Source organism: Streptomyces sp. NPDC005706 (genome assembly GCF_040631045.1).
GTDB lineage: Bacteria > Actinomycetota > Actinomycetes > Streptomycetales > Streptomycetaceae > Streptomyces.
In genome coordinates, this window is the sequence record NZ_JBEXYS010000007.1 from 188,186 (window position 1) to 210,962 (window position 22,777).

Sequence of the window (22,777 nt, forward strand, 5' to 3'; positions counted from 1 at the left end):
TGACCGCCGCCGCGCCGAGGGTTCGTCATCATCCTCCGTGGTGATCGACCGGGCCGCCATCCGGCGCCCCCGGACGTGGGACGTCCGCTGCCGCGGCGTCACCAGGTGGGATCCCCGACCATGCCGTAGGACCAGTGGGAGCCCTTGGACATCTCGAAGTGCAGATGCGGTCCGGTGGCGTTGCCCGTGGCCCCGACCGCGCCGAGCCGCTGCCCGGCGGTGACCTTCTGGCCGTCGGTCACCCGTCGCTGTGACAGGTGGCAGTAGGTGTAGATGTGCCCGTTGTCGGCGCTCAGCCCGATCCACTGGCCGTACGCGCCGCCCTTGCCGTTCGACCAGGCGATGGTCCCGTTGCGTACGGCGACCACGGGGGTGCCCGTCGGCGCGGCGAAGTCCTCACCCGTGTGGCGGCTGACGCCGTCCGGCTTCCAGGCGTAGGGGCCGCGTGCGTAGAACGGGAAGGTGACTTTGTGGCCGGGCACCGGAGACGGGACCCGCCCGGCGCGGGCGGTGCCGGGGCTGTCGACGGTGAAGCCCGCACGCCGGCCGAGCGCGCTCAGGGAGGCGAGACCGGGGATGCCGTCGGCGTCCGCTCCGGTGAAGCCCTGGGCGAGCTGTTCGGCGCGGTAGGCGGCCCTGGTCTGTGCGCCGAAGAAGCCCGTGGGGCCGTCGGGGATCCGGTGGCCCTGGGCGATCAGGGCCTTCTGCACGGTACGGACGTCGTCGTTGCTCGCGCCGAGGCGCACGTTGGACAGTGAGACCATGACGGTTGGTTCCTTTCGGGTCGTCAGTGCCAGGAGGTCACGGTGAGCCGGATCCGCGCGTCCTCGCCGAGGATCGGTGCCGCGGTGGCGGGCAGCGGGATTCGGCCGACCCAGGCGCCGGGGGTGGGATCCTCGTCGCGGAGAGCGTGGCTGTCCGGCTCGTAGGAACTGATCGGGCCGGTGATCTCCGAGTTCCAGGTGGCCGTGATCGCGGGCACGGGGGCGGCCGGGTCGGCGCGGACGTCGATGACGAGGATGTCGTCGAAGTCGGCGGTCTGTTCCAGATGGTCGTCGAAGCTCAGCAGCCCGTCACGGCGCCGCAGCGACAGGATCCGCAGATGCAGCGCGTACCGCATGGTTCCGGTTTCGTCCGGACGCAGGCCGCTGCACAGGAACGTGTCCACCAGCGGGACGGTCGCCGCCTCGTCCGACGCGCCGTCCGTGCCGCCGTCGGGCAGCTGGACGGGGCACCAGTGGGCGCTCGTCCGCTCGTGCGTGACGATGCGCAGCCCGCGGACCGACAACCGGACCTCGGCCTGCCACGCCGTGTCGGCCCGCCGCGGCAGCCGGACGCCGACCAGCTCGGCCTCGGCCCTGCGGTCCCCGAACAGGAAGCGCCGCAGGTTCTGGTAGCCCTCCTCGGAGTTGACCAGTCCGTAGCGTCCGCTGTGACTGCGGTGCACATACGCCTGGTGCGCGCCGGGGACGTACGCGTTGTCGATCCGCACCAGACCGTCGCTGCGCGGCCCGACCGTGGCCGCGGACAGGCCGAGCGCCACGTCGTAGTCGGTCGGGTCGGTGCCGATCAGGCAGAAGACCCGCTCCCTGGGGAAGGGGAACTGCCCGTCCTCCGGCATCGCGCGGGCGTCCCACGCCGGTGGCGGCCCGTCCGGGTCCGTCTCCGACTTCGGCGTCAGGTACTCGTACATCCGCTCACGCCCGAAGATCTCCGCGCCGTTGACGCCGGTGGCGTCACGCAGCCTCTCCAGCAGGCCGAAGCCGACGTCGAACGCTATGCCGCCGTGCGGGGTGCCGTACGTGAAGAGCTTGCCCACGCAGTCGTCCGGATCGCGGCCGAGGTCCGGGAGGATCTTCTGGATCAGGCAGCGGCACACCAGCCCACCCATGGAGTGGGCGACCAGATGCACCCGCTCCGCTCCGGACTTGGCCCGGACCGTGTCGATCAGCCGCAGCAGGTCCGCCGCGGCCGTCTCCAGCCGGAACTCCTGGGGGCGCGTGCCCCAGGTGCTCGCGGAGGGGTCGTAGAAGCGGTGGATCCAGATGGTGTCCGGCGGGATCGTGTCGTGACCGGCCAGATAAGGGGCCTGCCCGCCGTCGACGAGGATGCGGTAGCCCTCGTCCAGGTGCAGACGGAGCAGAGGGCTCTCGAACTCGTAGAAGTACGCCGCGTCGTCCGGTCCGATCCGGATGTGCGTGGAGCCCTCGTTGAACCCGTAGAACGGGTCCGCCACCGCCTTGTCGATCGCGGCGGTGCCGCCGGCGTATCCCCGGACGTAGACGATCGGCAGTTTCGGGGTCGGTGTCATGAGTCCTCCAGGCGCTCCAGAAGGATCGGCTGCCTCGAAGGCACGCCGTCGAGGCTACGGACGGGCCGTCAGCCCGATGTCAGTCCGGCGTCACCGGCCCGGGGGAAGCAGCCGTGGCCGACCAGCATCCGCGAGAACCGGGGGGTCGGTTCGACCCTCAGCTCTTCCCACAGCAAGCGCCGGAAGGACCGGTAGTGACGTACCGCTTCGATCAGGTTGCCTTCCGCGAGGTGCGCGGCGACGGCCGCCCGGTGCGCGCTCTCCCTGAGCGGCTCCGTGCGCACGCTCTCCCACGCCGCCTCCAGGGCGAGCGCCGGCCGCCCCTCGTGCACCAGCGCCTCGGCCAGCGCGTCGAGGGCGTGCAGTCGCAACTGCCGCAGGCGTTCGCGCTCCAGCAGGACCCACTCCTCGTCCCAGCCCGGCAGCAGGTCCTCGCTTCCCAGGAGCCCCTGGGGGAGCCGGCCGGCGAGTGGCGGGCCGCAGCCCTGGACCACGTTCAGGGCCGTCCGGGTGAGAGCGTGCACGTCGACGCGCAGGCCCTCGGCGGTGACGAGAGAGTCTCCGGAGCACCGGACCAGCGGCTGATCACCGTGCGGAAGTTTCCACAGAGTGGTGCGCAGGCTGCCCCGGGCGTGATCCTCGGTGACCTCGGGCCACAGCGTCCCGGCGAGGACCGTTCGGGACACGCGTCCGCGCAGCGCCACGAAGGCCAGCAGGCGCTGACCGTTGCGGCACAACTCGACTGGCCCGGCGTCACACTCCAGCCGGAAGTGGCCGAGCAACCGAAGTTCGGACGGGGAAGACACCTTGCGCCTCTCGTTCTCAGTCTCGGCCGGTGCGGACGGGCGCCGCAACTTCGTGGAACGGCGCATGATCGTGACGGCTGATGTGACGTCACATTCATTTGAAGCGTCACTGGTTGACCGTGAAACCGCCTGCCGCGGTGTCCCGGCTCCAGTGGCAGGGATACGTCACCAGGGTGAAAATCGGGGGAGAGGTGAGCGGCGCCGTCGCGCGTCGCCCTCTGTTCTCACGCCCTCGAAGATCTTCACGACCTCGAACTCGAACGAGGCGTTCACCCATGGCTCTCCACACGACGCGTCCTGTGGTCCTGAGGCTCTACCACGACCTGCGTCACCATCCCGTCGAGGGCCGTCACGGTGGCGGCGGTGGCGGCTCCCGCGGAGGCTGGGGCCGGCGTTCCGGCGGCGGCCGGGACTCCGACGGCGGCCGGCACTCCGACGGCGGTCGGGACTCCGACGGAGACAGGCCCCGCGTCCCGCGCGGACCGGGCCCGGACAGGCCCCCGGACCCCGGTCCGGCGCACACCGAGGACGCCGCCGAGGGTCCGTTCCGGGTGGTACGGCCGGCGGACATGCTCGTCGTCGACATCAGCCTGATCAATCTGCGCCGGGACGGAAGCCGTCTGGTACCCCGGATTCAGGGTGAACCGGCGTTCGTCGTGGCCGTGCTTCCACCGCAGCACGTCCTGGAGCAGGTCTTCCCGGCGGAGACCCCGTTCCCGTCCACCTCGGTCAAGGCCTTCACCGCCGGCCCGACGACGCTGTCCTTCTCGGTGCCGACCGGCCTGAACGGTCTGGACCTTTCGCTGGAGGCGTTGCTCGACTGGGAGCGACTCGTGCCGTTGACGGATCTGTCCGGCCTGCCCACCGGCACCGCGGGGGCGGACGCGGCGCAGGGAGCTCCCTCGAGCGTCCTCGAATTTCCCGCCCGCCTGCTGATCACCTACGACGGGCCGGTGGACTGGCTGAGCAGACCTCAGCCCCACCGGGCCGACGGGCGCACCGCGTTGTGGCACGCGCGGCTGCACGCGAATCGGGGCGGAGACGTCGAGCTACGGGCCTTCGCCAGGCTCCGGGACGGCAGTACGAACCTCGGGAACGGCTCCCTGAGTGACAGGAACCGGGAGGACATCGTCACCCTCACCAGCCGCGCCGAACTCGTGCCACCGGGCGGCCCGCCCATCCAGGTTCCGAGCGATTCGCTGCACTCGGAACAGTTCATCGTCACGCCGCTCGGCGCGTCGGCCCATCTGCACGGCGCCTGGGAGGCACCGCTCAAGGACGACGGGGAACGGTACCGGGCGGCCGGGCGGCGCTTCCCCACTCTGGCGATGTACGACCACATCACCGGTCTGGGACGCGACCAGTACGTACGCGTCGTCACCCGCGGCCGCCTGTGCACCAAGCACCGGGCATCGCACGTGACGGAGTTCCGGCGGGTGTTCGTCACGGACGCGGACGGCGGAATCGTCGCCTACCTGCGACGGGAGGACCGCATCATCGTCAAGGAGCCGGAGGTCGAGTACAAGGCGGACGACTACCCCCACGCCGGGCGGGAGATGCCCTTCACCACTCTGCGCATCACCGACCGTGTCACACCGCTGATCAAGCCGCCGACCCCGGCTTCGACACAGCCAAATCCGGACGAGCCGATCGTCGACAACGTCGCCTTCTGGGTGAGGCTCGCCCGTAGCGGACAGGACTACCGGTTCACTCTGATCGGCACGGACCGCGAGGGCAGGAAGGTCAGCTTCCAGATGCCGCTGATCTATGTGCCCGACGGGCAGCTCGTCAATCCGGTCGCGGGGGCGGACGACCGGCACGCGGACATCGACACCGAACAACTGGTGCGGAGCCTGCTCAATGAAAATCCCAGGCGCATGACGGTCGATCTGAACGGCCAGGTGATGGCCATGGCGCAACCGCCACCGGGAGCGCCCGGCAGCACCAGCCATGCGGTCGAGGACCTGACCTTCGAGTTCTACGCGGTCGGTAAGCCCTACGTGCGGACGGCGCATGTACGCGTCCCCGCCGTCGAGCAGTTCACCGGCAACGCCGGTTACCGGGGGGTCAAGTTCAATACCGTCTACCTTGAGAGGGCCATCGAGAACCATCCTGCGGGCGCCTACCTCGATCTCGATCCCACGGTCCCGGTCGCGATCGGAGCCGAGCAGGCCGGTGGCCTCGCCAGGCCCCGGAGCGAGCTCCAGTTGATCACGGCTCAGGCGGGTGTCGTACCGGACGTCTACCAGGCGAAGGACATCAAGTCCTTCCAGAACCTGTTCGCAGGAGCCAAACTGCTCGGCAAGATTTCCCTGGACGAGTTCCTTCCGGAAATCCCGAACGTCGGCACGGCGCAGAACCTGGACGACGAGCAGATCCAGAACATCCTGAGTGCCACGGACGGTGTGCTGCCGGCACCGGTCCTGCGCGTCCGCGACCTGCGGGACGGCCAGGGCAGGGAATTGCGCTACGTGTGGAAGACCAAGCTGGGCCACCCGAAGCCCGACGGACTGCTGATCGTGGAGAATTCCACGCTGACGCTGGACGCCCGGACCGTCCGCTCGCAGGACAACGTCGACAAGTCCACCGTGCAGGGCACACTGACCGACTTCGCGCTGAACTTCTTCGAGATCGCCCAAGTGCATTTCGATGAGCTGCGGTTCAGGTCCGGCCCGGGGAAGAAGCCTGACGTCACCGCCGACGGCGTGGAGCTGAAATTCGCGGGCGACCTGGAGTTCATCAACACCCTGCGCAGCGCGCTGCCCGCCGATGTCTTCGGGCCCGGCGCCTATGTGGACATCGACGCGAACGGTGTGCGGACGGGCCTCAAGATCCAGGTCCCGACCCTCGCGATCGGTGCCTTCATGCTGTCCAACCTCTCGCTGGCCGCCGAGGTGAGGATCCCCTTCGACTTCGACAAGTCCGTCTCCTTCACCTTCTCCGTCGCCGAGCCGCAGCATCCTTTCCACCTCACCGTGTCACTTCTCGGTGGCGGCGGCTATTTCTTCATGGAGGTCGACACCACCGGTCCGCGGCGGATAGACGGGGCGCTGGAGTTCGGCGGCGCAGCCGAACTGAATCTGGGGGTCGCCAGCGGCGGAGTCTCGATCATGGCGGGGATCCGCTTCACACTTGAGAAAGGCAAACCGAAAGAGGGAGAAAAGTCGGCGACGCAGGACAGCGTCTCGCTCACCGGCTACCTGCACTGCAGCGGCTTCCTGTGCGTGCTGGGCATCGTCACGGTGTCCGTCGAGTTCAACCTCGAGCTCAGCTACGAGAAGCACGGGCAGCAGTCCGTGGTGCGCGGCCGGGGCACGCTCACGGTCAGCGTGCGGATCGCCTTCTTCAGCAAGTCCGTGGCGCTCGAACTCGAACGGAGTTTCTCGGGAGCCCCGGGCGACCCGTCCTTCGCCGACTGCGTCCCGCTGGAACCGTACTGGCGAGAGTACTGCGCGGCGTACGCTCCTCAACCCCGCGGGTGATGTCCATGCCCCTCGAACAGCGCGTCAACTGGACGGTCCTGCCGGCCGGGCTCTCGGAGGACGGCACCCGGGCACGGCTGTCGGTGTTCGTGACGCCTCGGCTGTACCCGTCCTCCGACGATCCGAAGCCGACGCTGCGCGATTTCACCGACTTCCACGACTGGCCGCGGACGGTCAAGGCGGCCACCTTCACCTTCGCCACCACCAGCGTCCCCGGGGCGCCGCCCGTGCCCTTCACCGATCCGCTCCAGCCGCAGATCCCCGAACCGAACACAAGCCTGTGGACAAGCCTTTTCGATGCCAACACCCGGCTGGAGGCCTACCCCGCTCCGCCCGAGCGGAAGTTGACCAGCTACTCGTCTCAAGAGGTCCGCACGTACACGAAGGCCGTCTACGCCACGGCGGCGAAGGACCACTCCGAGGCGCCGCCCCCGACAAAGGCACTGCTGCGCTCACAGTCCCCGGTCCTCGCCGGCTCCCAGACGAAGCTCCGCCGCGAGGGCGAGGGTGGCGCCGCCGACATGGACGCGGTTCCCCCGGAGCTGGCGGCGCTGCGGGAGTTCTACCTCCCCTCGAAAGCCGCCGGGCCCGCGGCCGGCGGGTCGTCGGCCGGGTCGGGGGCAGCGATCGCCGCGGAGCCTCCGGCCGCTGAACCACCCGCGGCCGGCAGGAAGAAGCCACTCCCGCCACTCCCGCCACCGCCGCCTCCCGACTTCCACTCGATCCTCGGTTCACTCGGCGACCACCCCGTACTGCTCCAGCACCTTGGGCTGATACTGACCTTCGAAGTGCCGGCGCTCCCTCCGTCCGGGCTCCCCCTTTCCACGCCTGCCATGGGCGAACGCTTCCTGACCGTCATCCCGGGCTGGAAACCGGCACAGGGCGTTCCGTCGCACGACGTCGCCTGCCTCACCCGCTACTACTTCGGTGTCGACCCCCTCTCTCCGGACCCGGCCACCCCCGGCCGCCGCATCTTCCTCGCCGCGCAGCCACCTCCCACCAAGCCCCCGTCTGCCGACGGCATGCCTGCCGACGACATACCTGCCGCCGGCACGCCTGCCGACGGCACGTCTGCGGCTCTGGCAGCACCAGCCCGTGGCCTGGAGGAATTCTCGGCGGACTTCTCCGTCGAGCAGGCGGACGTCGACGGTGCCGCGCTGAACATGGTGGGAATGCCCGAGGACGCCACGGGACTGTCCCCGGTGCGCAACCCCGGTATCTCGCTGGTTTGGAACGGGCGCATGGCCTGTTTGCAGCCGGAGTTGGAGAAGGCCCGAACTCACAACGGCGACTTCGACCGGCTGGTCGAGTACCAGAGGAAGCAGGAAGGGCAGGCGCCCCGGAACCTGGACAACCCCCCTGCCGGCCAGGACCAGTCGCCCCCTCGCCCGCCCGTGCTCTCCGCCCGGGACCTGGTCCGCGGCCACCGGATGGACATCTGGGACGAGCAGCGGAACGCCTGGTTCTCGCTGCACGCGCGCGACGTGGAGTACCGCAAGCCCCGGGGCGGGCCGCTGCTGCTGACGGCCTCGGACGAAGGCTTCTTCCAGACCCACGCGGTCTCACTGCCGGACGCTTCCGCGCTGCACGTACCCGAACCGCTGGCGGTCTGGCGAGGATGGTCCCTGTCCGCTCCCTTCCCGGGCCTCGTGCTGGGCACCGGCGAGGGCGATCCCGGCAGCCACGAGCCCCCCAACCCTCCGGTGCCACTCGGGAACGAGGCGCCGCCCGGAGTGCCGCTGGAGATCACGGTCAAGGCGGGGCGCGGTTCACTGCCGGCACTGCGGTACCGCCACGGATACCGGGTGCGGCTGCGTACCGTCGATCTGGCCGGCCACGGCCTCGACCTCGAACAGGCCAATGCCCTGATGCACCTGCCCGGCGTGGCGATCCCCGGTCGGCCGCTGGTCTTCCAGCGGTTCGAGGCCGTGGCGGCGCCGGCGGTGGTACCGAGACTGCCACTCACCGAGGGCGCCTCCGCCTTCCGGATGGTCATCCGCAGCAGCCCGGGTGACCGGCCGCCACTGGCCGCTCCGCCCGGCCCGGCCGGGAGCGGGACGAGGATCTCCCTCGCCAACGTCAAGCCCGGCCTGACCAACCCCGACATCGAAGTCGTACAGAAAGCACTCATGGCCCTGGGCTACGACGTCCCGGGCGGCGCGGACGGCTTCTTCGGGGAGCAGACGAGAGCCGTCTACGCCGCGGAGCAACGCAAGCAGGGTTTCTCCGGGAGCGCCGCGGACGGCGCACCCGGCTGCGAGACTCTCACCGAGCTGGGCCGCAAGGGCGGCTTCACCGTCGACTGCGGCCCCGGCTCGCGGCCACCCCCCGACACCGCCAGCACGGCGGAGCAGTACGCCGAGACGTTCAACCGCTCGCCGCTCGTCGTGGAAAAGGGACACCGCCCCTACCAGGGCGTCGACGAACGCCACCTGGTGGCACCGAAAGTGGCGCTGCAGTTCGTGGAACGGCACGCGCTGCTGGACGAGGCCATCGGCTCCACCGATCCCTCCGTGCAGAACGCGGTCTACGAACTGGCCGTACGCGAGAGCGATTCCCTGGACGACCCCGGTCCGGACGTACGGCTGGAGCCGGTCGACTCACCGGCGGCCGACCCCGAGCACCCGGCGGTGATCGCGCTGCACACGGGTGAGAAAGTCGACATGTGCGGTCTGCCCGATCCGCTGGCCCGGGCGGCCGCCCTCTTCGGCCTGCCGGGAGCGCCGGCCGGTGAGCCGTTCCTCGTCCCCTGGGACGGCGATGTCTGGCACCGCCCGAAATCCTTCCGGCTGCGGCTCGTCGAGGGAACCGCGCCGTCCCGTTTCGACGAGGCGTCCCGGGTGCTGACCGTGTCGCTGCCCAAGGGGGCCGTGGCCACCGTCCGCGTGTGCTCCGGCATCGACTTCGACGAGAACCTCATGGGCATGGCTTCCTGGTGCCGTGAGGCGACGACCCCGGCAGCGCCGGGAATCGCGCCGCAGTCGCACGAGCAGGCCGAGGCGTCGAGAGCGGTGGAGTCGCGGAAGGCGGACCGCGCGCTGGAACTGGCCGCGGCAGGCCGCCACTGGATGTTCACTCCCTGGCACGAGCTGACTCTCGTCCACGCGGTCGAGAAACCCCTGAGGACGCCCCTCCTCGACGTGTTCCCGCCCACGACCCCACGCCCCGCGAAGGCGACGGCGGAGCATCTGGCCGGCACCATCGCGCTGGACGAGGGCAGCACGGGCCGGATCGATCTGGTCGCGGAGTGGACCGAGGTGACGGACGCGGGCCCCGACGGACGTGCCACCCAGGTCATGACCGCGCCGGTGTTCGGGGTTCTGACGGCGAGAGTCGGCCCGGACGGCCCTGCTGGTCAGGACGGTGCTGCTGGTCAGGACGGTGCTGCCGGTCGGGACGGTGCTGCTGGTCAGGGCGGTGCTGCCGGTCGGGACGGTGCTGCTGGTCAGGGCGGTGCTGCCGGTCGGGACGGTGCTGCTGGTCAGGGCGGTGCTGCCGGTCGGGACGGTCCTGCTGGTCAGGGCGGTGTTGCGGGTCAGGACGATGCCGCGGGCAGGAAATCCGCCGTCCTCAAGAACGGCGTCCTCGCCTTCGACACTGAGGCGGCCGAGCGCGAGGCCGCGGAACAGGCCGCGAAGCAGGGGATGAAGGAAGCCACGCCCCTCATCGGGAAACACGAGTTCGGCGACACCAAGTACCGCATGGTGCGCTATCACCCGCTGGCAGGCAGCCGGTTCGGCGACTGCTTCCCGCCGGACTTCGCCGGGCCCGGCGCGAGCGAGCTGACCGTACCGGGCACCGCGCAGGAGCACCCGGTGCTCAGCAGCGCGGAGCCCATGGCTCCGCGGGTCCTGTACTGCGTTCCCACGCTCTCCCTGGAGCAGGACCACGGGACGCCCGGCGTCATCGTCCGGCGCCGGCGCGGCGGAGGCATACGTGTGTACGTGGCCCGCCCCTGGTGGTCCTCCGGAGACGGCGAACTGCTCGGCGTGGTCATCGGCGAACCGCCCGGCGGCGACCCGGAGTCCCTGCGCGACGCCAAGGTCAGCCTGATGGGCCGTGATCCCCTCCACAGTTCCGCACCGGTCGTGGCCCCGACCCCGGAGATGTTCACCAACGCGGTGGGGGAGCCCAAGCCGGTCGTCCTGGAGCCGCCCCCCGACCTCCTCCGTGCGACGGTCCTGGGCTTCGTCCCGCAGTTCGACGCGGAGGGCAGGGACGAGACGAACGACAAGAAGGACAGCGACAAGACGGACAAGGACGGCAAGAACGAGGGGAACGGCCGCTGGTTCTTCGACCTGGACCTGGACACCGGGGACACCTGTCTCCCCTTCGTCCGCCTCGCCCTGGTCCGGTACCAGCCCCACTCGATCGACGGCGCCGCGATCTCATCGGTCGTCCTCGCCGACCTGGTCCGCACCCTGCCCGACCGGGAACTCACGGTCCGGCCCGGCCCGCCGCTCACCGTCACCCTCACCGGCCCTTCCTGGAACCCGACCAATTCCCCGCGACCGCAGATCACCGCCACCCTGCAGCGCCGGCACGACGTCATCAGCGACCAGGATCTCGGGTGGGTGACCCTCGACGGCACCGCCACCCCGCTCCGCTCGGCCGAGGCGGAGTCGTCCGACAGGCCGACCTACACGGGCCACATCGAGGTGCCGCCCGTACGACGCGGGGTCCCGCTGCGCCTGCTGGTGATGGAGACCGAGGGCATCCCGCCCGACGGCCCCACCCCGCCCACACCCGCCGGGCCGGTGATCTACTGCGACACCGTCGACCTCCCACCCCTGGACGACGGCCACGGCGGCCACGACGGCGATCGCGACGGCCACGACGGCGATCGCGACGACCACGGCGACGATGACGGGCGTGGCCGACATGACCGGTCGGACGACGACCATGACGACCACGACGGTCACGGCCGGCGTGGTTCCGGCGGCGGCTTCCGCCACCGCTGAGTCCCATGAGCAGGTACTGCGAACCGAGGAGGAGACCGCCATGCCCGACGAAACACTGCAGGACACACTGCCCAGTCCGCAGACCGACGCCACCGACCGGTTCGAGGCGGCCCCCGACCCGGACGGAACGCTGATTCCGATACCGAGGGAAGCGCCCGCCGGTAACCCGGTCCGCGACGACGCCACGATCAGTGTCAGCCCGCTCCAGGGCAGCGGCTACTACGTGACGATCTACAACGGTCCTCCCGAAAGCTCGGGGGAGGTGGACGACTTCATCGCCGAACTGCTCACCGAGGCATCGCTCGCGCGTCTGGAGCAACTGTTCGCCGAGACCGCGGCCGGAGGCGTCATCAGATTCCTGGCGGCACCGGTCGGAGTGCTCATCTCGCTGCTGACCTCGACCCCCACGTTGAACGAGCAGTTCATCCGCACGAGGCTGGACGACGGCACTCAGGTCACCTACGCGGTCCTCTCCCCGGGGGAGTGAGCACCGAGCCACGACCGCGGCGGTGTCCGGTTCTCGCCGTTCCGCGTTAAATGCCTGGACTGAGATCGTCCCCTGACGGGACACTTCCGACTTCTCCGAATCTCCGGGAGTGTGATGGGGACAACAGATACGCGAGGGCCGACGCCGGGCAGGGGCGCGGTCGTTCTGGCACTGCGCCGCTACGGCCGGGAACTGCTGCGACTGCGACGGCTGGCCCTGCCCGCACTGCTGCTGCCGGCCGTGGGCAACATCGGCATTCGCTACGTCGCCCCCCTGCTGATCGCCAAACTGGCCGGGCAGGCCGCCGACGGCAGCGGTCTCACCCTCGGCTCGGCGCTGCCGTACGTGCTGGGCTTCGGGGTGACGCTGTTGCTCGCCGAGGCCGTGTGGCGGGTCGGGCAGCACTGCCTGAACCGCGTGGACGCCCTGGGGATGGAACACCTGTACGTGACCGGTATGGACGAACTCCTCGCCAAGGACGCGGCGTTCTTCCACGACAACTTCGCCGGCTCCCTGACCAAGCGGGTGCTGAGTTTCGGCAAGCGCTTCGAGGACTTCGTCGACACGGTGACGTACCGGATCGTGGGCAGTCTCGTCCCCCTGGTGTTCGGTGCCGTGGTTCTCTGGAGCTACGAACCGATGCTCGTCGTCGGACTCCTGGCGATGATCGCGTCGACCGTGGTGGCCGCGACGCCTCTGATCCGTCGCCGGCAGCGGCTCGTCAACGACCGTGAGGCGGCGATCGCCCGGGTCTCCGGGCACGTCGCCGACAGCCTCATGAACATGGAGACCATCCGCGCGTTCGCGGCCGAGCGGCGGGAGGCCGCCGAGCACCGCAGCCGTGTCGCGGACTCCCGGCGCCTGACGCTGAGGTCGTGGGACTACGGCAATCTGCGCGTCGACACCCTGATCGCCCCTCTGTCCGTGCTGACCAACGTGCTGGGCCTGTTGATCGCCGTTGCCTTCGGTGGCCCGGGTCAGGGAGTGGAGGAGGTCGTCGTCGCTTTCACCTACTACTCCAACGCGACCCAGATCATGTTCGAGTTCAACCAGATCTACCGGCGTCTGGAAAGCTCGATGACCGAGGCCGCGCAGTTCACGGAGCTGCTGCTGGATCCGCCCACCGTGCTCGACCTGACGGAACCCGAACCGCTCGCCCCGAGGGACGCGGGCGTCCGCTTCGAAGCGGTGACTTTCGCCCACACGGGCGCGAAGCCCATCTTCCAGGGGCTCGACCTGGACGTGCCGGCAGGCGCACGCATCGGTCTGGTCGGCAGGTCCGGCGGCGGCAAGACCACACTCACCCGGCTCCTGCTGCGGATGTCGGACATCGACGAGGGACGCATCCTGATCGGTGGTCAGGACATCAGCCGGCTGCGCCAGACCGACCTGCGCTCGCTGATCGCCTACGTCCCGCAGGAACCCGCCATGTTCCACCGCAGCCTGCGGGACAACATCGCCTTCGCCCGGCCCGGTGCCACCGACGAGGAGATCCACGCCGCGGCCGCGGCCGCGCACGTCACGGAGTTCGCCGACCAGCTCCCCGACGGCTTCGGCACCCTGGTGGGGGAGCGGGGGGTGAAACTCTCGGGTGGTCAGCGCCAGCGCGTCGCCCTCGCCAGGGCCATCCTGCGCGACGCCCCGATCCTGCTGCTCGACGAGGCGACCAGCGCGCTGGACTCGGAGAGCGAACTCCTCGTCCAGGACGCCCTGTGGCGGTTGATGGACGTACGTACGGCCCTCGTGGTCGCCCACCGTCTGAGCACCGTCGCCGGCATGGACCGTCTCGTCGTCCTCGACCGCGGAAGCGTCGTCGAGCAGGGCACCCACGAGGAACTGCTCGCGGTGAACGGTGCCTACGCCAAGCTGTGGCAGCACCAGTCGGGCGGCTTCCTCGGCGAGAGCGCCGAGCCGGCCCCCGGGCGCCCGGCCGCGGTCCCGGTCCCGGGCATGCAGGCGGTCGTCGACGTCGGTCCGCTGGGCGAGCAGTGAGCCGGGGGCTCGTGTGTGCAAGGTCAGGGGCTGATCGGTGTGGGCGTCTTCGTCAGGATCCGGGGCTGGCCGGAGTGCGATGACCGGCAGCTCGCCCAGGTCGGAGAGATCGTCGAACCGGACGATCCCGACCGGGCTGCCGGTGAGGAGTGGACGGATGACGGCGCCGTCGTCCGTCCACTACGGCGAGGTGGGCGCGTGCGGGGAGCGGAGCACGAGCAGGGTGATCTCGCTGGGGGCGAAGACGCGGAACGGCGGGCCCCAGAAGCCGGTGCCGCGGCTGGTGTAGAGGAGGGTGCGGGCGCCGTGGTGGCTCAGGCCGGCGAGGGCGGGCTGGTCGAGGCGGACCAGGTGGTGGAAGGGCCAGATCTGGCCGCCGTGGGTGTGGCCGGAGAGCTGGAGGTCGATGCCGGCGGCCGCCGCCCGGTCGACGAACTTGGGCTGGTGTGCCAGGAGCAGGACGGGCAGGTCGGGGTCGGCGCCGTTCAGGGCTCCGGCGAGGTGGGCGCGGTGGCCTGCGAGGCCGGAGGACTCGGCGGTGACGTCGTCCACGCCGGCGACCACGAGGGTGTCGCCGCCGCGTTCGAGCAGCAGATGGCGGTTGCGCAGCGGCTCCCAGCCCAGTTCGTCCATCAGGTCGACCCAGCCCTGGGCCTCGCTGTAGTACTCGTGGTTGCCGGTGACGTACACACGGGCCCGGGTCGCCCGCACGGTACCGAGCGGGACGGCCTGGGCACGGCGGCGTTCGGCCGTGCCGTCCGCGATGTCGCCGGTGTGGCAGACCAGGTCGGCTTCCAGGGTGTTCACCGTCTCGCACACCCGTGCCGACCAGCGGGCGCGATCGAGTGGGCCGTAGTGGGTGTCGGTGATGAGGGCGACGCGGAGGCCGTCCAACCCGGCGCCCAGTCGCGGAAGCACCACGTCGAGCCGGCGCACGCGGGGCACGCGGCGAGCCTCGGCGTGCCCCCAGCCGAGCAGTACGGCGGTCACGCCGAGGACCGCCCAGGTGACGATGCGGGCCCGGTCCTGGCTCTCGCCGACGCCGGCCACGGTCAGGGCGAGCCTCAAGAAGACGCCGAGCAGGACGGACCAGGTGAACAGTATCCAGCTGGTGCCCAGCAGGGTGACGCCGATGATCGCCGCCCGGTCCTGCTGGCGCCGGCCGTGGCCGCGCACCATCGCGAGCGGCATACCGACGAGGCCGAGGGCGAACAGGGCGGTGCCGGCCGGCGTGACGGGCAGCGGCGAGTGCTGGCCGGTGTACAGAAGCACCCAGCACGGCACGGCCCACAGCAGGACGGGGGCGATCAGGGGGACGTAACGCATCAGGCGGTGCAGTCGGCTCCGCCTCGGCGCTCGCGCTTCGCCCTCGGCGGGCCGGGTGTTGCTGGTGTCGGTCACGCTTCCCCTCCCCGACCGGGCTGCTGTCTCGCGCACTGTATCCGGTCGACTTCGGGCCGGCCGGACCGGCGTTCACGGGAGCGGCCCCCTGGGGCGAAGGGACTCCACGAGATGGCGGGACTCCGCCGCGGAGTCGTCGTGCCGGGTTGCCCGGAGGGCACCAGCGCCTCCGGGCAACCCGCGCGAAGCTCTAGAAGAAGCCGAGTTTCTGAGGGCTGTAGGAACACAGCATGTTCTTCGTCTGCTGGTAGTGGTCCAGCATCATCCTGTGCGTCTCGCGGCCGATTCCGGACTGCTTGTAGCCGCCGAACGCGGCGTGCGCCGGGTAGGCGTGGTAGCAGTTCGTCCACACGCGGCCCGCCTGGATCGCGCGGCCCGCGCGGTAGGCGGTGTTGACGTCGCGGGTCCACACGCCCGCGCCCAGGCCGTACAGGGTGTCGTTCGCGATCTTGATGGCGTCGCCGAAGTCGTCGAAGGAGGTCACCGAGACGACCGGTCCGAAGATCTCCTCCTGGAAGACCCGCATGCGGTTGTCGCCCTCGAAGATGGTCGGCTGGACGTAGTAGCCGCCCTTGAGTTCGCCGTCGTACTCGACGCGTTCGCCACCGGTGAGGACCTTGGCGCCCTCCTGCCGGCCGATGTCCAGGTAGGAGAGGATCTTCTCCAGCTGGTCGTTGGAGGCCTGTGCGCCGATCATCGTGTCGGTGTCGAGCGGGTGCCCGGGCTTGATCAGCCTGGTGCGGGCCACGGCCGCCTCCAGGAACTCGGCGTAGTGGCCACGCTGGACGAGCGCCCGGGAAGGACAGGTGCACACCTCTCCCTGGTTGAGCGCGAACATCGTGAAGCCCTCGAGCGCCTTGTCCCGGAAGTCGTCGTCGTGCGCCCAGACGTCGTCGAAGAAGATGTTCGGCGACTTGCCGCCGAGCTCCAGCGTGACGGGCTTGATGTTCTCCGAGGCGTACTGCATGATCAGCCGCCCGGTCGTGGTCTCCCCGGTGAACGCCACCTTCGCCACCCGCGGGCTGGAGGCCAGCGGCTTGCCCGCCTCCACGCCGAAGCCGTTGACGATGTTGAGCACGCCCGGCGGCAGCAGGTCGGCGATCAGGCTCACCCAGTAGTGGATGGACGCCGGCGTCTGCTCGGCCGGCTTGAGGACGACCGCGTTGCCCGCGGCGAGCGCCGGCGCGAGCTTCCAGGTGGCCATCAGGATCGGGAAGTTCCACGGGATGATCTGCGCGACCACGCCGAGGGGTTCGTGGAAGTGGTACGCCACCGTGTCGTCGTCGATCTGGCTCAGCGAGCCCTCCTGCGCGCGGATGGCGCCCGCGAAGTAGCGGAAGTGGTCGATGGCGAGCGGGATGTCCGCCGCCAGCGTCTCACGCACCGGCTTGCCGTTCTCCCAGCTCTCGGCCACCGCGAGAGCCTCGAGGTTCGCCTGCATGCGGTCGGCGATCCGCAGCAGGACGTCGGAGCGCTCCGCCACCGCGGTGCGGCCCCATCCCGGAGCGGCCTCGTGCGCCGCGTCCAGCGCCTGCTCGACGTCCTCCGCGGTGCCGCGCGCGATCTCGGTGAACGGCTGCCCGTTGACCGGCGAGGGATTCTCGAAGTACTGCCCGCGCACCGGCGGCACGTACTCGCCGCCGATGAAGTGGTCGTAGCGCGCCTGATAGGAGACGATCGCGCCCTCGGAGCCGGGCGCCGCGTAACGGGTCATGCTGGTCTGCCTCCCGGTGAAGCGCTGCCCGCCGTTGGGCAGCTCTCGGCGCGAGGCTAGGCGCGCGGACGTTGCGAGTACGTTGCGCCGCGGCCCGGCGGCTGCACGGGCACCCGGCGGGGCGGTGCCGCGGGCAGGGCAAGTTCGCCCTCCAGCGCCGCGAGCCGCGCCCGTACCGGCGGCGACGGCCGCACCGCCGCCAGGGCCCGCCACACCTCCAGATCGTCCTCGCCCCACGGGGCGCGCGCCCAGCCGGCGAGCAGGTCCGGGTCGCGGTGGGCGATCAGCGCCGACCGCATCCCCGCGGCCAGGCGCCGCCTGAGCCGTACGACCGCCGGGGCCTGCGAACCCGGGAGCAGCGGACCGGTGTACGCCGCCACCGCCCCGGTCAGCGCGCCCGCCTCCAGCCGTCGCTCGACCACGGTGACATCGGCTTCCACCGGCACCGTCAGCCGGTACGGCCGTGAAGCGAGCAGGCCCGGCCCGATCAGGCGGCGCAGTCGTGCCAGTTCGGCACGGAGTGTCACGGGAGTCACCGCCTCGCCCTCGTACAGCGCGCAGAGCAGTTCGTCCCCGGTCAGTCCCTCGGGATGGCGGGCCAGCAGCACGAGGATCTCGCTGTGCCGGCGGCCGAGGCGGACCCGCCGTCCGCCCAGGCGGAGTTCGGCCTCGTCCCGGCCCAGCGCGCTGAGCAGGGCCGTGTCATCGGCGCGTCGGGGCGGCGCCAGCAGCGCGAGCTGCGACTCGGCGGCCCGGGCCACCGCCTGCACGAAGCCCAGACTGTGCGGGTGCGCCAGCCCGTCGCCCCCGGTGATGTCGACGGCACCGAGGACCCGCCCGGTGTGCGGGTCGTGCACCGGCGCGGCCGCGCAGGTCCACGGCTGCACCCGCCGTATGAAGTGCTCCGCCGCGAACACCTGCACCGGCCGGTCCAGCGTGACGGCCGTTCCCGGCGCGTTGGTGCCGACCGCGGCCTCCGACCAGAGCGCGCCCGGCACGAAGTTCATCCGGTCCGCCAGGCGCCGGGTCGCCGGGTGCCCCTCGACCCACAGCAGTCTGCCGTGCGCGTCGCACACCGCCAGCAGATGCTCGCCGTCGGCGGCGAACGAGCCCATCAGCTCCCGGAACAGCGGCATCACCCGGGCCAGCGGGTGCTCGGCCCGATGGGCGCCGAGATCGCCGTCGGTCAGCTCCACGTTCGCCGTGCCGTCCGGCCCCACACCGGCCCGCGCGCTGCGCCGCCAGGATTCGGCCACCACCGAGCGCACCGGGCGTGGCACCGTGCCCGCCGTGGTGAACGTCTCGTGTGCGCGGCGCAGCGCCCGGACGCGCTCGGCGGGATCGGCCCCCGGTTCCAGGGCCACCCAGGGATCGGTCAACTAACCCTCCCGGACGGTGAAACGGCTTCGCACCATCGTCACTCGCCGTGTCGGTGGGGACAACCGGTCCGACAGCCGCCTAGGCGAAATTGACCAGCCTGATGTACCGCACCCAGTCCCACAGCGGTCCGGGATCGGAGTGGTTGCTGCCCGGCACCTCGTAGTGGCCGATGATGTGCTGTCTGTCCTTCGGGATGCCGTAGCGGGTGCAGATCGCCGCCGTCAGCTTCGCGGACTGCTCGTAGAGGGCGTTGGTGAAGTAGGCCGGCTGGTCCACCCAGCCCTCGTGCTCGATGCCGACGCTGCGCGTGTTGTAGTCCCAGTTGCCCGCGTGCCAGGCGACGTTCGCCTCGCGCACGCACTGCGCCACATGGCCGTCCGCCGAACGGACCACGTAGTGGGCGGACACCTGCTTGTCGGGGTTGCGGAAGATCGCCAGCGTGTCGCTGTACGTCTCCTGGGTGACGTGGATGATCACCCGGTCGACGGAGTAGCTGCCGGGGCGGTTCGACGCCGTGTAGTTGGTGGAGATCGCCGGCTGCCATTCGGCGGAGGGGTAGTCCACGGCCGCCTGCGCTCCCGCGCGGGCGTCGGGGAGCAGCACGGAGGGAACAGCGGCGAGTGCCGCGCCCATCAGGATCCGTCGCCTGCTGAGCTGGAGTCCGGGCCGGTTCGTGTCCATCGTCGGCTGCCTTTCGGGAGCGGGTGGGGGGATGGGGGCCGTGCCGTGGGTGACTGACGCGAAGTCAGGGGTGAGGGAGACGTACGGCTTCGCGCGGACGCGCGGGCGTGCCGCGCACCAGCCACCGCACCAGGTCAAGCTGCGACATCCGGAAGGCGTCCTCCAGCGGACGCGCCGAGCCGGTCGAGATCGGCGGCGTGTCTGACTCCAACCGGGGCCGAGGTGCGGTGGCATCCTGAGGATGGCCGACGATCACCACGGTGTTCGGCGCGCACTCCACGTCCACCCCTCCCCGTGCGTGTCGGTGCCTCTCCCGATGGGTGCCGGCCGGCCCCACTCGATGTGTGTGCGTTCCTTGTCGCGCGAGGCACCGCCGCGAGGGCACCGGCGGGATGGCCCGGCGGCTGTGTCTCGTGCGAATCACGTTACGGCGTGGGGGAGTTGGTCAGAAGAGTGCGCCGCTGATCGGTGGACAGCGAGCGTTGTGTGAACAACTCGGCCACCCGATCGGATGAGGCCGGGCCGCCCGGTACGGTCCGTCGGACCCGGTTCGCCGAAGGACGGTCCGTCAGACCGATCCATCAGACCCGGATTGCCGGGCCCGACGTCGGGCAGCAACGGCGCCCTGGCCCGGCCGTTTCGCCTCAGCCCGTCAGCCCGTCAGCCCGTCAGCCCGTCAGCCCGTCAGCCCGTCAGCCCGTCAGCCCGTCAGCCCCGTTCCGCCACGGGCCGTTCCGCGACCGTCGCCGGATCGTCGAGCACCGCGCGGACGACGTAGTGGGCGGCGCCCAGCAGCGGACCCTGGGGGCCCAGCGTGGACACGGACACCGGGCAGGCCGGTCCGGCCGTACGGCCCGTCAACTCCGCCTCCAGCGAGGGCAGCAGCCAGGGGGAGAGGCCGGCGAGCGCCCCGCCCAGGACGACCGTCTCGGGGTCGAGCAGATTGACGGCCCCGGTCAGGGCTGTGCCCAGAGCCGTACCCGCGTCCCGCAGGGCCCGGCGTACGGCCTCGTCGCCCTCTTCGGCGCGCTCCGCGAGCAGCCCGGCCAGGTCCTCGCGCGGCTCGAGGCCGGCCGCGCGCAGCACCGCCTCCTCGCCGGCGTACTGCTCAAGGCAGCCGCGCCCGCCGCACGGGCAGGCGGGGCCGTCGGGGTGGACGGGCACATGGCCCAGCTCGCCCGCGAAACCGCGGGTGCCGCGCAGCAATTGCCCGTCCACGACCACCGCGGCGCCGATGCCGATCTCGGCCGACACGTGCAGGAAGTCGCGCGGTGCGCAGGCGCCCAGCCACAGCTCCGCCAGGGCGCCGAAGTTGGCCTCGTTGTCCACGGTCAGCGGCGGCCCGCCGGGCAACAGGGAACCGAGGTCCACCTCGTGCCAGTCGAGGTTCGGGGCGCGTACGACGGTGCGGCCGTCCCGCGCCACGAGGCCCGGTACGGCGACTGCGAGTCCGGCGGGCCACAGGCCTTCCCGCTCGGCCTCCGCCAGGACCCGGCCGACCAGCTCCGTCAGCTCCTCCAGCACGGGCACCGGGGCCCGGCCCCGGTTAGCGCCGTACCGCACGGCACGCGCGCGGACGGTGCCGCGCAGGTCGACCGCGCACACCGCGAGGTGATCGACGCCGATCTCCGCCCCGATGCCGGCCGGTCCGCGTCCGCTCACCGCGAGAGCCGAACCCGGGCGGCCCACCCGGCCCGGCCGCTCCGGGCCCAGTTCCTCCAGCAGCCCCCAGCGGATCAGCTCGTCCACGAGGGTCGACACCGCCGCCCGCGTCAGACCGATGCGCGAGGCGACCGCCGCCCGGGACAGTGGGCCCGCCGCGCTGACGGCGTGCATCACCCGGGCGAGGTTGCGCCGGCGCATACCCTGCTGGGTGTCCGGCAGGGAGCGTCCGGGACCGCGCGAGCGGCCTTCGTGCAGTGGTGCGGTCATGCCCTTCGTCGATCCTCGGTGTCTGCGGCCGGTCCGGTCCCGCGCCCCGGGGCCGGGCCCGGGTTCAGTGCGATTCCGTCCCCCGCTCCAGCAGCGGGGCCGCGTCGGAGAGTACCCCGCTGATCCGCGCCAGTGTCGCCTCGTCCCGCTCCACGGCCTCCAGCACCGGGCCCGCAGCCGTGTCCCAACGGCGTGCCACCGCGCCCGGATCCTCACCGGTCAGCAGGCCGGCGGCCTGTGCGGCGGCCCCCAGGGCGACCAGTTCCCCGGCCCGGGGAATCCGGACCGGCCGTCCCGACAGCCGTCGTACCGTCTGCTGCCAGGCGGTGCCCCGGGCTCCGCCGCCGATCAGCAGCAGCGGAGTACTGCGGTCCGCGTCCTCGTCCAGGACCAGTTCGAGCGCGCCGAGCAGGGCGTGTACCGCGCCGTCGTAGGCCGCCTGCAGCAACTGACCGGCGGTCGTGTCGTGACGCAGTCCGTGCAGCAGGCCGGAGGCGTGGGGGAGGTTCGGGGTGCGTTCGCCGTCCAGGTACGGCAGCAGGGTGACGGAGGTGCCGGCCTCCACGGCCTCGCGGTCCAGGCCCAGCAGTGCCGCGACCCGGTCCACGGCGAGGGTGCAGTTCAGCGTGCACGCCAGCGGCAGCCAGTCCCCGTGCGCGTCCGCGAATCCGGCCACCGTTCCCGTCGGATCGGCGGGACGACGCCGGGCCACCGCGTACACGGTGCCCGACGTGCCGAGGCTCAGCACCGGCGTGCCCGGCCTGAGCCCGAGACCCAGCGCGGCGGCGGCGTTGTCACCGGTGCCCGGTGCCACCAGAGTGCCCTTGGAGAACGGCAGGTCGTGGCCGTCGCGCACGGTGCCTGCCACCTCGCCGGGCCGCACCACCCGGGGCAGCAGCGCGGGGTCCAGCCCCACGTGGGCCAGCGTCTCCTCGTCGTACGCCTCCGTGCCGGCGGCCCACCAGCCCGTGCCGGACGCGTCGCCGCGGTCGGTCGTGCCCTGTCCGGTGAGCCGCTCGGTGAGGTAGTCGTGGGGGAGCCGTACCGCCCTGGTGGCGCGGACGGCCTCCGGCTCGTGCTCGGCCAGCCAGGCCCACTTCGTCACCGTGAACGACGCCCCGGGCACACTGCCGGTCCGCTCCGCCCACGCCTTCGGACCGCCCAGCTCCTCCACGAGCCGGCGGGCCTGCGGCGCCGAGCGGACGTCGTTCCACAGCAGTGCGGGGCGCACCGGTTCGCCCCGCTCGTCCAGCGTCACCAGGCCGTGCTGCTGGCCGCCGATCGACACCGCGGCGGCCTCGTGCGCCGGCTCGCCGCACTGGCGCAGCGCCTCACGAAGCGCTTCCCACCACTGGCGCGGATCACTCTCCCGGCCCACCCCCGAGGACACGGTGTGCGGCGCCTGGCCGCTCGCCACCACCTCGCCGGTGGCCGAGTCGACGACCAGTGCCTTCGTGGACTGGGTGGAGGTGTCCACGCCCACCACGAGCGGACCCTCGGCTGCTGACATCGGGCTCTCCCTCTTTCCGCGGCTCCGCGGGTGTGCTGTGACCGGCAGGACATCCGTCCGCGGCGGCGGTGGAATGGATTCCCCGCCGTCGAGGACACACCTTGTCTCTTCCCAGAGGTG

General features: G+C 71.3%; 13 protein-coding genes and 1 pseudogene. 4 read left to right on the forward strand and 10 right to left on the reverse strand.

Annotation, left to right across the window (positions count from 1 at the left end; translation table 11 throughout):
- Nucleotides 1–98 precede the first annotated feature (98 nt).
- From ABZ478_RS15855 to ABZ478_RS15865, 3 genes are all read right to left on the reverse strand, one after another.
- A complete protein-coding gene (locus tag ABZ478_RS15855) occupies nucleotides 99–764 on the reverse strand; it encodes a peptidoglycan DD-metalloendopeptidase family protein (protein ID WP_359549403.1) in 666 nt (221 codons plus the stop codon).
- Nucleotides 765–787: 23 nt separating this feature from the next.
- Nucleotides 788–2,311: an alpha/beta fold hydrolase gene (locus ABZ478_RS15860; protein WP_359549404.1), complete on the reverse strand. Its 1,524-nt coding sequence runs from the start codon at nucleotides 2,309–2,311 to the stop codon at nucleotides 788–790.
- A 68-nt stretch (nucleotides 2,312–2,379) separates the two neighbouring features.
- Nucleotides 2,380–3,183 carry a BTAD domain-containing putative transcriptional regulator gene (locus tag ABZ478_RS15865; RefSeq protein WP_359549405.1) on the reverse strand — a complete coding sequence of 268 codons (804 nt, stop codon included), beginning with the start codon at nucleotides 3,181–3,183 and terminating at the stop codon, nucleotides 2,380–2,382.
- A 209-nt stretch (nucleotides 3,184–3,392) separates the two neighbouring features.
- Between ABZ478_RS15865 and ABZ478_RS15870 the strand changes: the two genes are divergently transcribed.
- From ABZ478_RS15870 to ABZ478_RS15885, 4 genes are all read left to right on the forward strand, one after another.
- The gene (locus tag ABZ478_RS15870) at nucleotides 3,393–6,599 is read left to right on the forward strand and encodes a hypothetical protein (RefSeq protein ID WP_359549407.1); all 3,207 of its coding nucleotides are present in this window, start codon (nucleotides 3,393–3,395) and stop codon (nucleotides 6,597–6,599) included.
- A gap of 5 nt (nucleotides 6,600–6,604) precedes the next feature.
- On the forward strand, nucleotides 6,605–11,560 hold the full coding sequence (locus ABZ478_RS15875) for a peptidoglycan-binding domain-containing protein (protein ID WP_359549409.1): 4,956 nt from the start codon (nucleotides 6,605–6,607) through the stop codon (nucleotides 11,558–11,560).
- Between the two features lie 40 nt (nucleotides 11,561–11,600).
- Entirely contained in the window at nucleotides 11,601–12,047 is a 447-nt protein-coding gene (locus tag ABZ478_RS15880) for a hypothetical protein (RefSeq protein WP_359549411.1), read from the forward strand.
- Nucleotides 12,048–12,161: 114 nt separating this feature from the next.
- Nucleotides 12,162–14,039 (forward strand): ABC transporter ATP-binding protein, encoded by a 1,878-nt coding sequence (locus ABZ478_RS15885; RefSeq protein ID WP_359549413.1) that lies wholly within the window; start codon nucleotides 12,162–12,164, stop codon nucleotides 14,037–14,039.
- 180 nt (nucleotides 14,040–14,219) lie between these two features.
- Here ABZ478_RS15885 and ABZ478_RS15890 read toward each other — a convergent pair whose 3' ends face one another.
- The 7 genes and pseudogenes from ABZ478_RS15890 to xylB all read right to left on the reverse strand — a co-directional run bounded on the left by ABZ478_RS15890 (nucleotide 14,220) and on the right by xylB (nucleotide 22,657).
- Nucleotides 14,220–15,440 carry a metallophosphoesterase gene (locus ABZ478_RS15890; protein ID WP_359549415.1) on the reverse strand — a complete coding sequence of 407 codons (1,221 nt, stop codon included), beginning with the start codon at nucleotides 15,438–15,440 and terminating at the stop codon, nucleotides 14,220–14,222.
- A gap of 190 nt (nucleotides 15,441–15,630) precedes the next feature.
- Nucleotides 15,631–17,154: an aldehyde dehydrogenase gene (adh, locus tag ABZ478_RS15895; RefSeq protein WP_359549417.1), complete on the reverse strand. Its 1,524-nt coding sequence runs from the start codon at nucleotides 17,152–17,154 to the stop codon at nucleotides 15,631–15,633.
- A gap of 56 nt (nucleotides 17,155–17,210) precedes the next feature.
- The gene (locus ABZ478_RS15900) at nucleotides 17,211–18,533 is read right to left on the reverse strand and encodes a GAF domain-containing protein (protein WP_359549419.1); all 1,323 of its coding nucleotides are present in this window, start codon (nucleotides 18,531–18,533) and stop codon (nucleotides 17,211–17,213) included.
- A gap of 79 nt (nucleotides 18,534–18,612) precedes the next feature.
- Nucleotides 18,613–19,215, reverse strand: a complete 603-nt coding sequence (locus ABZ478_RS15905) for an N-acetylmuramoyl-L-alanine amidase (RefSeq protein WP_359549422.1) — start codon at nucleotides 19,213–19,215, stop codon at nucleotides 18,613–18,615.
- A gap of 112 nt (nucleotides 19,216–19,327) precedes the next feature.
- Nucleotides 19,328–19,504: pseudogene (locus ABZ478_RS15910) on the reverse strand (acetamidase); the annotation flags it as partial.
- A gap of 419 nt (nucleotides 19,505–19,923) precedes the next feature.
- Nucleotides 19,924–21,147, reverse strand: a complete 1,224-nt coding sequence (locus ABZ478_RS15915; protein ID WP_359549424.1) for an ROK family transcriptional regulator — start codon at nucleotides 21,145–21,147, stop codon at nucleotides 19,924–19,926.
- Nucleotides 21,148–21,211: 64 nt separating this feature from the next.
- The gene (gene xylB, locus ABZ478_RS15920; RefSeq protein WP_359549427.1) at nucleotides 21,212–22,657 is read right to left on the reverse strand and encodes a xylulokinase; all 1,446 of its coding nucleotides are present in this window, start codon (nucleotides 22,655–22,657) and stop codon (nucleotides 21,212–21,214) included.
- Between the last annotated feature and the right edge of the window lie 120 nt (nucleotides 22,658–22,777).

Bases quoted from the DNA above. Each gene is read 5' to 3' on its own strand.
- ABZ478_RS15870 (WP_359549407.1), top strand. From the start codon at position 3,393: ATGGCTCTCCACACGACGCGTCCTGTGGTCCTGAGGCTCTACCACGAC.
- adh (WP_359549417.1), bottom strand. From the start codon at position 17,154: ATGACCCGTTACGCGGCGCCCGGCTCCGAGGGCGCGATCGTCTCCTAT.
- ABZ478_RS15865 (WP_359549405.1), bottom strand. From the start codon at position 3,183: ATGCGCCGTTCCACGAAGTTGCGGCGCCCGTCCGCACCGGCCGAGACT.
- ABZ478_RS15885 (WP_359549413.1), top strand. From the start codon at position 12,162: ATGGGGACAACAGATACGCGAGGGCCGACGCCGGGCAGGGGCGCGGTC.
- ABZ478_RS15860 (WP_359549404.1), bottom strand. From the start codon at position 2,311: ATGACACCGACCCCGAAACTGCCGATCGTCTACGTCCGGGGATACGCC.
- xylB (WP_359549427.1), bottom strand. From the start codon at position 22,657: ATGTCAGCAGCCGAGGGTCCGCTCGTGGTGGGCGTGGACACCTCCACC.
- ABZ478_RS15880 (WP_359549411.1), top strand. From the start codon at position 11,601: ATGCCCGACGAAACACTGCAGGACACACTGCCCAGTCCGCAGACCGAC.
- ABZ478_RS15855 (WP_359549403.1), bottom strand. From the start codon at position 764: ATGGTCTCACTGTCCAACGTGCGCCTCGGCGCGAGCAACGACGACGTC.
- ABZ478_RS15875 (WP_359549409.1), top strand. From the start codon at position 6,605: ATGCCCCTCGAACAGCGCGTCAACTGGACGGTCCTGCCGGCCGGGCTC.
- ABZ478_RS15905 (WP_359549422.1), bottom strand. From the start codon at position 19,215: ATGGACACGAACCGGCCCGGACTCCAGCTCAGCAGGCGACGGATCCTG.
- ABZ478_RS15915 (WP_359549424.1), bottom strand. From the start codon at position 21,147: ATGACCGCACCACTGCACGAAGGCCGCTCGCGCGGTCCCGGACGCTCC.